Annotated in this window: 15 protein-coding genes; 11 read left to right on the forward strand and 4 right to left on the reverse strand. The window is 70.4% G+C overall.

All coding sequences use genetic code 11. The features are described from left to right. Positions 1-93: 93 nt before the first annotated feature. Positions 94-723: a TetR/AcrR family transcriptional regulator gene (locus tag AC3ANJ_RS04600; RefSeq protein ID WP_406246496.1), complete on the forward strand. Its 630-nt coding sequence runs from the start codon at positions 94-96 to the stop codon at positions 721-723. 10 nt (positions 724-733) lie between these two features. Here the strand turns inward: AC3ANJ_RS04600 and AC3ANJ_RS04605 are convergent, their stop codons facing one another. Together AC3ANJ_RS04605 and AC3ANJ_RS04610 are read right to left on the reverse strand one after the other, a co-directional pair. Further along, positions 734-1,714 (reverse strand): o-succinylbenzoate synthase, encoded by a 981-nt coding sequence (locus tag AC3ANJ_RS04605; protein ID WP_488318442.1) that lies wholly within the window; start codon positions 1,712-1,714, stop codon positions 734-736. Between the two features lie 4 nt (positions 1,715-1,718). Continuing rightward, positions 1,719-2,747, reverse strand: coding sequence for a GNAT family N-acetyltransferase (locus AC3ANJ_RS04610; protein WP_488318443.1), 1,029 nt, complete (start codon positions 2,745-2,747; stop codon positions 1,719-1,721). A gap of 77 nt (positions 2,748-2,824) precedes the next feature. On the opposite strand from AC3ANJ_RS04610, the gene AC3ANJ_RS04615 reads away from it, so the two are divergent. The 10 genes from AC3ANJ_RS04615 (at position 2,825) to AC3ANJ_RS04660 (ending at position 12,073) form a co-directional block, all read left to right on the forward strand. After that, entirely contained in the window at positions 2,825-3,157 is a 333-nt protein-coding gene (locus tag AC3ANJ_RS04615) for a PadR family transcriptional regulator (protein ID WP_488318444.1), read from the forward strand. A 1-nt stretch (position 3,158) separates the two neighbouring features. Then, the gene (locus AC3ANJ_RS04620) at positions 3,159-4,157 is read left to right on the forward strand and encodes a permease prefix domain 1-containing protein (RefSeq protein WP_488318445.1); all 999 of its coding nucleotides are present in this window, start codon (positions 3,159-3,161) and stop codon (positions 4,155-4,157) included. Between the two features lie 70 nt (positions 4,158-4,227). Further along, the gene (locus AC3ANJ_RS04625; protein ID WP_488318446.1) at positions 4,228-5,139 is read left to right on the forward strand and encodes a 1,4-dihydroxy-2-naphthoyl-CoA synthase; all 912 of its coding nucleotides are present in this window, start codon (positions 4,228-4,230) and stop codon (positions 5,137-5,139) included. A gap of 5 nt (positions 5,140-5,144) precedes the next feature. Further along, complete coding sequence (locus AC3ANJ_RS04630) at positions 5,145-6,290, forward strand: AMP-binding protein (RefSeq protein WP_488318447.1); 1,146 nt, start codon at positions 5,145-5,147, stop codon at positions 6,288-6,290. Positions 6,291-6,309: 19 nt separating this feature from the next. Continuing rightward, complete coding sequence (locus AC3ANJ_RS04635; protein WP_488318448.1) at positions 6,310-7,101, forward strand: class I SAM-dependent methyltransferase; 792 nt, start codon at positions 6,310-6,312, stop codon at positions 7,099-7,101. Between the two features lie 50 nt (positions 7,102-7,151). Next, complete coding sequence (locus tag AC3ANJ_RS04640; RefSeq protein WP_488318449.1) at positions 7,152-8,384, forward strand: sensor histidine kinase; 1,233 nt, start codon at positions 7,152-7,154, stop codon at positions 8,382-8,384. Further along, positions 8,381-9,016 carry a response regulator gene (locus AC3ANJ_RS04645; RefSeq protein ID WP_406246481.1) on the forward strand — a complete coding sequence of 212 codons (636 nt, stop codon included), beginning with the start codon at positions 8,381-8,383 and terminating at the stop codon, positions 9,014-9,016. Before AC3ANJ_RS04640 ends, AC3ANJ_RS04645 begins: the two co-directional genes overlap by 4 nt. An 81-nt stretch (positions 9,017-9,097) precedes the next feature. Beyond that, the gene (locus tag AC3ANJ_RS04650; protein WP_406246480.1) at positions 9,098-9,859 is read left to right on the forward strand and encodes an ABC transporter ATP-binding protein; all 762 of its coding nucleotides are present in this window, start codon (positions 9,098-9,100) and stop codon (positions 9,857-9,859) included. Continuing rightward, positions 9,856-11,310, forward strand: a complete 1,455-nt coding sequence (locus tag AC3ANJ_RS04655; protein WP_488318450.1) for an ABC transporter permease — start codon at positions 9,856-9,858, stop codon at positions 11,308-11,310. Before AC3ANJ_RS04650 ends, AC3ANJ_RS04655 begins: the two co-directional genes overlap by 4 nt. A gap of 103 nt (positions 11,311-11,413) precedes the next feature. Beyond that, positions 11,414-12,073: a 2-phosphosulfolactate phosphatase gene (locus AC3ANJ_RS04660; RefSeq protein WP_488318451.1), complete on the forward strand. Its 660-nt coding sequence runs from the start codon at positions 11,414-11,416 to the stop codon at positions 12,071-12,073. A 6-nt stretch (positions 12,074-12,079) separates the two neighbouring features. On the opposite strand, the gene AC3ANJ_RS04665 is transcribed toward AC3ANJ_RS04660, so the two are convergent. After that, positions 12,080-12,568 carry a SprT-like domain-containing protein gene (locus AC3ANJ_RS04665; RefSeq protein WP_488318452.1) on the reverse strand — a complete coding sequence of 163 codons (489 nt, stop codon included), beginning with the start codon at positions 12,566-12,568 and terminating at the stop codon, positions 12,080-12,082. A gap of 47 nt (positions 12,569-12,615) precedes the next feature. Continuing rightward, a complete protein-coding gene (locus tag AC3ANJ_RS04670) occupies positions 12,616-13,143 on the reverse strand; it encodes a hypothetical protein (protein WP_488318453.1) in 528 nt (175 codons plus the stop codon). Positions 13,144-13,157: the final 14 nt, after the last annotated feature.

Raw genomic sequence — 13,157 nt, forward strand, 5'->3', positions numbered from 1 at the left:
ACACAAGTGTATCCGATACAACTCTGTATCCTACGGTGGGTCGGGCGTGCGAAACTGTGGGCAGGGTGTGAGAGTGGGACTGTGGAGGCTTCGATGACGATTCCGGTGACGAGACGCCGCGAGAACACCAGGGCGCGCCTGCTGGATGCCGCGGCGCAGGTCTTCGCGGAAGTCGGCCTCGAGGGTGCCAGCGTCGAGGCCATCTGCGAACGCGCCGGTTTCACGCGGGGCGCCTTCTATTCGAACTTCGAGTCCAAGGACCAGTTGTTCCTCGCGCTGGCCTCATCGGTCGCCGAGCAGCGGCTCGCGTCCGTACGCGGGCGGATCGACGAGTTCGTCGCGTCAGGCGTCCTCGCCGGCGACGCCGATCCGACCGCGCTGGTCCAGCGGATCATGGACTCCGGACTCGACGACCGCCTCGGCGTGCTCATGATGAGCGAGATCCGCATCCGCGCGCTGCGCGACGAGACGTTCGCGAGGGCCTACGTCGAGCAGGACCGCGTCATGGTGGCGAGCATCGAGGGCATCATCCAGGGGCTCATCGACACCGGACTCTTCGCCCTGCGCATCGACGTCCCCTCGGCGGCGCGGATGCTGATGGTCCAGTGGGAGGGGTGCATGGCGCGCGCCGCCCTCGAAGGCCTGGACGGCGAGAGGCTGCACCATGTCGGAGCCGAGGCGCTCGGTCAGCTCGTCGACCTCATCATCGCGCCGACGGAGTAGTGCGGCGCGCTCAGACGGATGCCGCGAGCAGCGCGTGGCAGCGGGTCAGACGCGCGATCCACCCGTCGCGGCGCTCGTCGGACGCGGCGAGGCGATCGAGGCGCGCAGGCTCTGGGGTCACGCGACCGACCGGGATAGAGCCCCCCAGGGGGACCAGATCCGCGACGTCCTCGACGAACAGCGCTCCGGTGCCGAGGCCGCAGTCGAACTCCAGGTCGGGGAGGGAGGCCGCGAGCATCGCCCCCTGCGACAGCCCAACCGCGGTGTCCAGTGCGCTCGAGACGACGGCGGGCAGTCCAGCCTCGGCCACGATGTCGAGAGCCCGCTGGATGCCGCCCAGCGGCTGGGCCTTGATCACGAGCAGATCCGCGGCGCCCGCCCTGGCGACCGCGAGCGGGTCCGATGCCTTGCGCACGCTCTCGTCGGCGGCGATCGGGATGCCCATGTACTTCACGCGCGTGCGCAGTTCGGCGAGTTCATCCACGCTCCCGCACGGCTGCTCGGCGTATTCGAGATCGAACTCGGCCAGGGCATGGATCGCGTGCTCGGCCTCGTCGACGTTCCACGCGCCGTTCGCGTCGATACGGATCCGGCCCTCCGGACCCAGCGCCTCGCGCGCCGCGCGAACCCGCGCGACGTCGTCCGCGAGCAGCCCTCCGGCCTCGGCGACCTTGACCTTCGCGGTGCGGCAGCCGGGGAATCGCGCCAGGATCGAGGCGACGTCCGCAGCGGCCACCGCCGGCACCGTCGCGTTCACGCCGATCGTCGCGCGCCGTGGCGCCGGCTGCTCGAGCCACGCGAAATCGAGCGCTGCCGCGAGCCACGTGGATGCCTCGGCATCCGAATACTCCACGAAGGGCGAGAACTCGGCCCAGCCCTGCGGCCCCTCCAGCAGCAGCGCCTCGCGGACGTCGACGCCGCGGAAACGGGTCGTCATCGGGAGCGCGACCACCCTGGCGGTGGAGAGGATGTCGGCAAGTGGCGGGATCATGGCCCTATTCTGCTCCCCGCAGCCGCTTCTGCAGCTCGGCCATGCGGGCAGTCGTGCGGAAGCCGAGGCGGGTGTTGACGGCCAGCATGTGCTCGTTCGAGTCCGCGTTGAACGTGTAGATGCGCGTGGTGCCGGGGGAGTGCTCCTGCAGCATCCGCAGGTTCTCGAGCTTGACGCGCAGGCCGAGCCGTCGGCCGCGGTCTTCGCGGCGGACGAGCGTGCCCCACTGATACGCGTTGCCGTCATCGCGCGATACGACGATCTGCGTGTAGGCCGCGACGCTGCCGGCAGCCGTGAGCGCCGCCGTCCCGTACGAGGTGCGCCCCTGCCGGGCGACCAGTTCCTCGTCGGCGCGGAAGTCGGCGACGTCCGCCGATGCGGCCTCGATATCCAGGTCACCGGTGGGCGCCTCGGTGTCGAGCACCGCATCCAGGGCCGCCCACTCCGCGACGAACTCATCGGGAACGGGGCCGCGCCAGCTCCGGATCGTGTACCCGGAGGCCGGTGCCTCGGCGAGGAGCTCCTCGATCACGGCATCCGCAACCGGCAGGTCGAGGCGCCCCTGCAGATCGCCGAGCGCGACCGTGAATCCGTGGCGACGGGCGAACTCGCGGCCCGGCTCGCCGGAGCCGTCATCCGGAGCGGATGCCGGCCAGAAGATGTCCGCCCGCAGGGTCGTGCGCCCGGCGGCCGCCGCTTCGGCTTCGACATGCGCCAGCAGTGCCGATCCCACCCCGCGCCGGCGATGCTCCAGCGGCACGTTCACGCCGATGCCCGCGGAGTGCAGGTTGTCCTTGAGCGACAGGCCGATCGACGCGGAGCCGACGACGGCGCCGTCCTGCATCGCGACGAACGCGCGCCGCTCCGTGGTCGCCGAGGGCTGCAGGAGTTCGGCCCTGCTCTCGTCTCGAGACCAGATCACGGCGTCCTCGCCCATGCCGACGCGGCGAGCCGAAGCGTACGCCTCCCACCAGGCGTCGTAGGCGGAGTCGTCGAGCGGGTCGACGCGAGCGATCGTCAGCGGGCCTGGCATGTTCCCAACTTAGCTCTCAGCCCACAACACTGATGTGTGATTGACAATGGTGTGTGCCACACAGTAATGTGATCGACATGGACGAGACGTTCAACACACACCTGCAGGAGCTGCGACGCGGCACGATCGTGCTCGCCTGCCTGCAGCTCCTGCGCAGCGCCGGGTACGGCTACAGCCTGCTCGAGCAGCTCGACGGGCACGGCTTCACCACCGATGCCAACACCCTGTATCCGTTGCTGCGGCGGCTGGAGAAGCAGGGATACCTCACCAGCGCGTGGAACACCGAAGAGGCGAGGCCGCGCAAGTTCTACCGGACCTCGGACGCCGGCATCCGCCTCGCCGACACCTTGACCCAGGAATGGCGATCGCTCACCGCGGCGATCACCTCGCTCACCGAAGAGGAGCATTGACATGACCACCGCCACACTGGCCGAGCGCTACATCTCGGCCACGATCCGCAGCCTCACGCCCGAGACGCAGGACGACGTCCGCGCCGAGCTCGAGGCCTCCATCGCCGACGCCGTCGAAGCGCGTGTCGAGCAGGGCGAGGCGCCGGCCGAAGCCGAGCGCGCTGTCCTGACCGAACTCGGCGATCCGGACGTCCTCGCCGCCGGTTACGCCGATCGTCCGCTGCATCTGATCGGGCCCAAGTATTACCTGACCTGGTGGCGTCTGCTGAAGCTGCTGCTGTGGATCGTGCCGGTCTGTGCAGTCGGCGGCATCACGCTGGGGCTGCTGCTGTCCGGTGCCGGCGTCGGTGAGACGATCGGCCAGGCCGTCTCGGTCGGGCTGCAGGTCATCGTGCATCTGAGCTTCTGGACCACGCTCGTCTTCGTCGTGCTCGAGCGCACCGGTGCGGACACCGGCATGAAGTGGGACGTCGACCAGCTGCCCGAGGTCCAGGAGGACGGGGCGGGGCGCAGCGAGCTGATCGCGTCGCTCGTGTTCCTGGGCATCGCGGCCGTCGCCGTGGTGTGGGACAGCCTCCGCGGATTCTTCCCGACCGGCGGCGAGCCGATCCCGATCCTCGACCCGCAGCTGTGGCCGTGGTGGATCGGCGCGCTGTTCGCGCTCATGGTGCTGGAGGCGGTGTTCGCCGTCGTGCTGTTCCGCCTTCGCCGCTGGACGACCACGATGGCGGTGCTGAACACCGTCCTCGCACTGGCATTCGCCGCATGGGTGCTGGTTCTGCTGTTGCGCGGCGAACTCGTGAACCCGGAGTTCCTGGCGTTCGTCGCGGATGCCGGAGGCGACGGCTTCGCGGCCGGCGACGCCGGAGCGGCCGACAACGGCGGGATCTTCCGCATCCTCGCCGTGCTGCTCGGATTCGGCGTCGGCGCTGGTGTCGTGTGGGACATCATCGACGGCTGGCGCAAGGCCAGGCGCGCCGGACGGGTCGAGCTGGTCTGACCCGTCGCACTTCCCCGGGGAGCAGCGCGCTCCTCGGGGAAGTGCGCTGCCGGGGAATAGGCTGGACGCCGTGGACAACGCATTCGTCTCCGACCTGTTCGATCCCTCCGAGTGGACGCTCGCGCCGGGGGCCGAGGCGTACACCGACATCACCGCGCACGTGTCCGTGGATGGCGGCGTCTCCCGCATCGCCTTCAACCGGCCCGAGGTGCGCAACGCGTTCCGCCCGCACACCGTCGACGAGCTCTACCGTGCACTCGACACCGCCCGTCAGGATCCTCGGATCGGCGCCGTGCTGCTCACCGGCAACGGGCCGAGCGCGAAGGACGGCGGCTGGGCGTTCTGCTCCGGCGGCGACCAGCGCATCCGCGGGCGCGACGGGTACAAGTACTCCGACGACGAGGCCGTCGTCGCCGACCCTGCCCGCGCCGGACGCCTGCACATCCTCGAGGTCCAGCGGCTCATCCGTTTCATGCCGAAGGTCGTCATCGCCGTCGTCCCAGGGTGGGCGGCAGGCGGCGGGCACTCTCTGCACGTCGTGTGCGACCTGACCATCGCCTCCGCCGAGCACGGGAGGTTCAAGCAGACGGACGCCGATGTCGGATCGTTCGACGCCGGCTACGGTTCGGCGTACATGGCCCGCCAGACCGGGCAGAAGATCGCCCGAGAGGTGTTCTTCCTCGCCGAGGAGTACTCCGCGCAGCGCGCCTACGAGATGGGCGCCGTGAACCGCGTCGTTCCGCATGCGGAGCTCGAGCGCGAGGCGCTGACGATGGCCCGCACCGTGCTCACCAAGTCGCCGACCGCCATCCGGATGCTGAAGTTCGCGTTCAACGCCGTCGACGACGGGCTCGTCGGCCAGCAGGTGTTCGCCGGCGAGGCGACACGACTCGCGTACGGCACGGACGAGGCCGTCGAGGGCAGGGACTCGTTCCTCCAGAAGCGCGACCCCGACTGGTCGGCGTTCCCGTACCACTTCTGATCGCCATGACGCGCCTGGTAGCCACTTCCGCCGAGGATCCCGTCGTCCTCGCCGATCAACTCCGGCACGCACTCGACGGCGGGCCGGCGCTCGGACTCGGGATGCTGGGGGAGCAGCCGGATGCGGTGCCGGACGGCACCGCGGTCGTGATCGGGACGTCGGGGTCCACCGGCATCCCCAAGCGCGTCGTGCTCAGCGGGGAGGCGCTGCGCGCCGGTGCCGAGGCGACGGCCGCACGCATCGGCGAGGGGCGCTGGCTGCTCGCACTGCCGGGCGGCTACGTCGCGGGGCTCCAGGTCCTGGTGCGCTCGATCCTCGCTGGTACGGAGCCGGTCGTGCTCTCCGGCACGTTCTCGCCGACCGCGTTCGCCGACACGACACTGACGAGTCTGCGGACCGGATCGGTCGACGCGCTGTACACCTCGCTCGTGCCGGCGCAGGTCGCGAGCCTCCTCGACGCGATCGACGAGCCGGGCGTGCGGGCGGCGCTGCGGGTGTACCGGGCGATCCTCGTCGGCGGCCAGGCGCTGCCGCAGGCGCTGCGCGAACGGGCGGCGGATGCCGGGGCGCACCTGGTGCGCACCTACGGCTCGACCGAGACCAGCGGCGGGTGCGTGTACGACGGCATCCCGTTGGACACCGTGAACGTCGACGTGATCGACGGGGAACTGCGCATCGCCGGCCCCATGCTCGCCGACGGATATCTCGACGACCCCGTGCTCACGAGCCGTGCCTTCGTACGCGACGACCGCGGCATCCGGTGGTACCGGACAGGGGATCTCGGCATCGTCGAGGACGGCGTCGTCCGCGTGCACGGCCGAGCGGACAACGTGATCGTCTCCGGCGGCATCAACGTGTCGCTGGATCGTGTCGAGGCCATCGTGCGCCGTGTTCCGGGGCTGACCTCCGCGGTCGTGGTCGGAGTCGAGGACGAGCGGTGGGGCGAAGCATCCGTCATCGTCGCTGTCCGGGGCGAGGCGCTGCGCCGCAGCGAAGCCGAGCAGCTCGAGCACGCGCGCGACGTCGTCGCGAGCGAGATCGGCAAGCACGCCCGCCCTTCGCGACTCGTGCTCGTCGACGAGCTCGCGACACTGCCGAGCGGCAAGCCCGACCGCGACGCGATCGGTCGCTTGGCCGCCCAGCTGCACTGAGCGATGCCACACTGGGGCGATGGCGACATACACCCACGGGCATCACGAATCGGTGCTGCGCTCCCACAACAACCGGACGATCGCGAACTCGGCCGAGTACCTCCGGCCGTTCCTGACGCCGGAATCGACGCTGCTCGACGTGGGTGCAGGTCCAGGGACGATCACCATGGAGTTCGCCGAGCAGGTCGCACACGTCACGGCGACGGAGATCGGTGAGGCGGAGCTGGCGCTGTCGCAGCGCGCGGCCACTGATCGCGGCCTGACCAACCTCGACTTCGCCGTCGAAGACGCTCATGCCCTGAGCTTCGCGGACGGTGCATTCGACATCGTGCACGCGCACCAGGTGCTGCAGCACGTCGCCGACCCCGTGCAGGCGCTGCGCGAGATGCGCCGGGTGGCCAAGCCGGGCGGCGTCGTCGCCGCACGTGACGCCGACTACGCCGGCTTCATCTGGTTCCCGCTGATCCCCGCGCTCGACGAGTGGCTGGCGCTGTACCACGCGGCCGCTCGCGCGAACGGCGGCGAACCGGATGCCGGTCGTCGACTGCTGTCGTGGGCGAGAGCCGCCGGCTTCGAGGACGTCACCGCGTCCGTCTCGACATGGTGCTACGCGACGGAAGAGGAGCGCGCCTGGTGGGGCGGCATGTGGGCGGACCGCATCCTGGAATCCGCGCTCGCGCGCCAGGCCGTCGACACCGGCCTCGCCACCCGCGCCGATCTCGAGCGGATGAGCGCCGGCTGGCGGCAGTGGGCGGATGCCGAGGACGGCTGGTATCTCGTGCCGCACGGCGAGATCATCGCCCGCGCCTGATACATCCGCAGACGGATGCCGCAGCAGGCGCCCTCGCGTAGCGTGAGAGGGTGATCCGTCCGCTGTCCCGCACTGCGCTCGTCCTCGACATCCTCGGGGCCGTGCTGCTGTTCGTGACCCTGACGCCGATGTCACTGGCGTTCTACGGGCCAGGAACACTGAGCTTCATCGGTGTCTCCGAGGCCGCAGGAATCGCCGCGATGGTGCTCGCCGGAGCGATCCAGTGCGGCGCCGTGGCGATCGGACGCCTCGCGCCGGGCATCGCGCTCGCCGTGGCCTGGGTCGGTGCGATCGTGCAGATGGGAGCAGGGCTCTCGCCGCTGCCGTTCAACATCGCCATCCTCATGGTCCTGTACGCGACGGCCGCGTGGGGGTCGCGCCGGGTCATGTGGGCCGGTCTCATCTCCGCCGGCGCCGGCGCCGTGGTGGCCGGTCTGTACATCTCGGTCTTCAACAGCGCGTCGATCGGCGGTTTCGGGATCACGTTCGCCGCCGCGATCCTGCTCATCCTGCTCTCCGTCATGGCGCTGGGGTTCGCCTGGGTCGCCGGCTTCGGCTGGCGCATGGTGCTGCGCTCGCGCCGCATCCGTGCGGCGCAGGTGCGGGCAGAGGCCGCCACGGCGGAAGAACAGGAGCGCGTGCGCATCGCCCGTGACATGCATGACGTCGTCGCGCATTCCCTCGCCGTCGTGATCGCGCAGGCGGACGGCGCACGGTACGCCTCGGCGGTCGACCCGGATGCCGCACCTGCCGCGCTGACCACGATCGCGCAGACGGCGCGCGGGGCGCTGTCGGATGTCCGGATGCTGCTCACCCAGCTGCGCCACCGGCAGGGCGATGGCCCGCAGCCCACGCTCGCCGACCTGGAGGCCCTGTTCGCCCAGGTGCGCCAGGCGGGCATCGAGCCGCGCGTGACCGTCGATCCGATGCCGCCGGGGGAGGTACCCGGCGGGCTGCAGCTCGCGGTGTACCGGATCCTCCAGGAGGCGCTGACCAACGCCCTGCGCCACGGAGACCGGCAGTCGGTCGAGGTCCATCTCGCCTGGCACCCTGATTTCGTCGACATCACGGTCGCGAACCTCGTCGACGAGTCGATCGCGCCAGGACTGGGTGGCGGGCACGGGATCATCGGCATGCGCGAGCGGGCGCAGCTCGTAGGAGGCGTCCTGCGCGCCGAACGCGAGGGTGGACAGTTCATCGTCCGGGCGCGCTTGCCGATCGCAGCCGCCTCCGCCGGGCAGGATGGGATGGGCGGATCGACCGCCGGGGGAGGGGACGCATGATCCGCGTCGTGCTGGTCGACGATCAGTCGCTGTTCCGGGCCGGGATCCGCATGCTCGTCGACTCGCAGCCGGACCTCGAGGTGGCAGGCGAAGCCGGCGACGGCCGCGAGGCGCTCGCTGTCATCGCCGCGACCCGCCCCGATGTCGTCCTCATGGACATCCGGATGCCGGTGATGGACGGTCTCACCGCCACGGGCGAGCTGCTCGCCCAGCCTGATCCGCCCAAGGTCGTCATGCTCACCACGTTCGACCTCGACGAGGCCGCTGCGCGCGCGATCCGCCAGGGGGCGAGCGGATTCCTGCTGAAGGACGCCGATCCGGAGTTCCTGCTCGCCGCGATCCGGACCGTGCACGCCGGGTCCAGTGTGATCGCGGCATCCGCCACACGCGACCTGTTCGCGCACTTCGCCGCGGAGACCAAGCCCGTCCCCGCGACCTACGGCGAGCTCACCGACCGCGAGAGGGAGATCTTCGCCTTGGCGGCGCGCGGTCTCTCGAACGCCGAGATCGCGGCGCGCGAGTTCCTCAGCGAGGCGACCGTGAAGACGCACATCAGCCGCATCCTCACCAAGCTGGGCCTGCGCGACCGCGTGCAGCTGGTCGTGTTCGCGTTCGAGCACGGGCTGACGTGAGCGCAGATCATCCTTGAGATGTAGGCGGATGAGCCTGGCGGGCGATGTGCCGGATATGCCCTCGGAAATAGCGTCGAAGGCATGGAGATCACGACCACCGACCTGGGGCTCGCCGCCCGCGTCCAGCATCTGAAGAAGTCCTACGGATCCGGGGATGCCGCGGTCCACGCGCTCGATAACGTGAGCGTCGGCATCCGCCGTGGGCAGTTCACCGCCATCATGGGGCCCTCCGGCTCGGGCAAGTCGACCTTGATGCACATCATGGCCGGCCTCGACGCCCCCACCGAGGGGCGCGCATGGATCGGCGACACCGAGATCACCGGCCTCGGCGACCTCGAGCTGACGATCCTGCGCCGTCGTCGCGTCGGCTTCATCTTCCAGGCGTTCAATCTCGTGCCGACCCTCGACGCGATCGGCAACATCATGCTGCCGTTCGAACTCGACGGGCGGCGTCCGAGTGCGATCGAGCGGGCGCGCATCGACGGACTGATCCAGACGCTCGGACTGGGCTCGCGGCTGCGGCACCGGCCGCACGAGCTGTCCGGCGGTCAGCAGCAGCGCGTGGCGATCGCCCGCGCGCTCGCCACGGCGCCTGACCTCGTCTTCGCCGACGAGCCGACGGGCAACCTCGACTCGAACACCGGACGAGAGGTGCTGCAGCTGCTCTCTGAGGCGAGCCGCGAGCACGGGCAGTCGATCGCGATGGTGACCCACGACGCGATCGCGGCCAGCCACGCCGATCGCGTGCTGTACCTCGGCGACGGACGCATCGTCGCCGACCACCCGCGGCAGAGCGCCGAGCAGATCGCGGCCTACATGCTCGCCGCCGAGGTGGCGGCATGAGCGCCGCCGTCGCGATCGCCGACACCGCGCGGACAGGGCCACGGCTCGCCTGGCTGCGCGACCGCGGCATGGGCGCGAGCGTCCTCGTCGCCGGACTCGCCTCGGCGTTCGGAGTCGTGCTCGTCGAGGCCACTGCCTACATCGGAGTGATGCTGAAGGCGGACCCCTACATCGGCGACAGCGGCACGCTCGCCGTCGTCGTCGCGATCCTCACGGTTCTGCTGATCGGCGTCGCACTCTATGTCGCGGCCATCGTGACCGCCAACACCTTCTCGACGATCATCGCGGGTCGCACCCGCCGGATCGCACTCCTGCGTCTGATCGGCGCCACGGCGCGCTCGCAGCGCGGCGAAGTGGCACGACAGGGGCTGGTGGTCGGCCTCATCGGCGCCGTCTCCGGTGTGGTGGCCGGGATGCTGGTGTCCGTCCTCGGGCTCGTCCTGGCCGACCGGCTGCTCGGTGCGCTGCCGGAGTTCTCGCTCGCCCAGTACGCGATCGTCGTTCCGGCCGTCGGCGTCGCGCTCACCACGTGGGCTGCGGCCTGGGCTGGATCCCGGCGGGTACTGTCCGTGACGCCGCTGCAGGCGATCGGCGGATCCGTCGAGCGGACCCACGAGGATGCCGCGGCGCGACCAGCCCGGCACGTCGGCGCCCTGATCCTGCTGATCGTCGGCGTCGCGCTGCTCGTGTTCGGCGTCCTGGTGGGCCTGGTCACGCCGCTCGGCGTCGTCATCGCGTTCTTCGGCGGGCTGCTGTCCTTCACCGGGCTCTCGCTCGGCGCCGTGCTGTTCATGCCGCCCGTGCTGCGTCTGGTGGGCCGGCTGTTCGGCACCTCGGCGACGGCGCGGCTCGCCGCCGAGAATGCGCTGCGCTATCCGGAGCGCTCCAGCCGGATGTCGATCGGCGTCGTGATGGGCGTGACCCTCGTCACCATGTTCGCGGTGGCGCTGGAATCCGTGAAGGCCCTGCTGATCAAGGCCGCAGGTGGCGCTCTGGATGCGCAGTTCTCGATCATCATGGACAGCTTCGCCGCCGTCATGATGGTGCTGGTCGGCATCTCGGCGGTGATCGCCGCCGTCGGGCTGGTGAACCTGCTGACGATCGGCGTGGTGCAGCGACGGCGCGAGCTGGGGCTGCTGCGGGCGATCGGCCTGTCGAACCGGCAGGTGCGCCGGATGATCCTGCTCGAGGCCGCGCACATCACGATCACGGCAACCATCACCGGTCTTGTCCTCGGCGTGCTGTACGGATGGATCGCCGCGCAGTCGCTGCTCGCCTCGGTGCGGATGCCGCCGGACTTCGGAACCGCCGGTCTCGTCGCCCCGGCCGTGCCGTGGATCCCGCTCGTCGTGATCGTCGTCGCCACCGCCGTGCTCACGCTCGTGGCGGCGGCGACCCCCACACGGCTGGCGACCCGCGTCGCCCCGGTGGAGGCGCTGGCCGTCGACTGACGCGCGCCCCGTCCGCGAGACTTGCGTTGCGGGGTGACGCTTGGCCTGCCCAGGTCGGTCTCGCCTCGCAAGGCAGGTCTCGCGGCATGAATAAGCTGGAGGGATGCCGCAGCCGTTCGATCAGTCCGCGTATCAGGTCCGTTTCGACTGGGGAATCCCGGGGCTGGAGCGCTTGGCCGCGGCGGACATCGTCCTCGTCGTCGACGTGCTGCGCTTCTCGTCGACGCTCCCGGATGCCGTGGCGTCCGGGGTCGAGGTCGAGCTCGCCGACGCCATGGAATGGTCGTCCAACGGCGCCGCCGTCGTCACAGCCGCATCGGATGCCGAGACGGTGCTCGTCGGCGGCCTGCGCAATGCGTCGGCCGTCGCGCGCGCGGTCATGGCGATCCAGGATCGGCGTCAGCAGCGGACCTCGGTCGACGTGATCGCGGCCGGGGAGCTGACACCGGACGGCGGCCTGCGCTTCGCGATCGAGGATCAGCTCGGCGCCGGAGCCATCATCGCGGCGCTCGGGGATCTCGGCATCGACCACACTTCTCCCGAGGCGGCCGTCGCCGCAGAATCGGCGCGCGGCCTTCGTCGCGCGCTGCGCCACCTGCTGTCGGCATCCGGCTCAGGGCGAGAGCTCGTGGACGGCGTCGCCTCGACGGCGCGCATGGAGGCATCCGGCATCGTGCCGGCGACGACGGCCGCTGCCGCCGAGCTGGACGCCGTCGATGTCGTCCCGCTGCTGCGCGACGGACGCTTCGTCGCGTTCGACTGAACCGGGTCAGCGCGGCGTCTGTGCGGCGAGCTTGGTCGCGGCCGTGATCTCGCGGCGCGTCCACTCGAATTGGAACCGCGGATCGTAGCTGCGCGAGCATTTCGCGCAGCTGGTGGCACGCGACGGGCGACGGTGCCGGTACGTCACGTGCCCGGCCGGGCAGCGCCCCACCCATGGTGCCAGCTCGGTCGCCGTCTCGCCGTGATGCGTCGCGCCGCCGACGTAGCCAAGTTCGCGTGCCACCCGCTGCCACCCCGCGCCGTGCCCGGCCTGGTGGCCCGCGAGGGCGTGCGCGACCTCATGCAGCAGCACCTGGTGGACCTCATCGTCGTCGAAGCGCGCTGCGAGATAGCGCGACACCGAGATGCGCTTGGTGCGGTAGTCGCACTGCCCCGCGCGGCGCTTGGCATTGTCGAATCCGAACGTCCACGTGTCGTCCAGATGCATCCGGATCAGCGCCTCGCCCCAGATCCGCACACGGTCCAATTCCGCCATACGATCAGGCTAGATCACGCCGCCGACATCGGCACCGCCCAGGTGCATCAGATGGCGACCGGAGACTCCACGCGACGCCGCTCGACGGTCTCGATGGCGAGCAGGACGGTCTCCAGATCGCGATCCTCTGCGCCGGTCTCGCGGCGCAGGAACAGCGAGCGCTTGAAGCTCTCCTTGGCCTGTTCGAAGTCGCCGGCGTCGAGGGCGTTCTTGCCCCGGTGCTGGTGGGCGAACGCGGCGATCGACGCCCAGCGCTGGCCTTCGGCCTCGTCGGCGCAGGTCGCCAGCTCCTGGTCGGCGGCGGCGTGCGCTCCGCGGTACTGCAGGACCGTCGCGTGCAGCACCCGTGCTCGCAGCACGTCCTTGCGCGTGCCGGCCATCCGCGCCTGACGCACGGCCTCGTCCGCCAGCGCGATCGATTCGTCCAGGCGATCCAGCACCTTCAGCAGCCAGACCCGCTCGAGCATCGCCGGCAGACTCCGCTGCGATTCGATCTCGGCGAGTCGGCGTGCGCACTCGGTCTCGTCGACCAGTTCCCGAAGGGTGTCGGAGTCATAACCCCGGATGTAACTCATGTGATCTCCCTTCC

The sequence above is a fragment of the Microbacterium sp. STRO-1N genome (genome assembly GCF_057748015.1).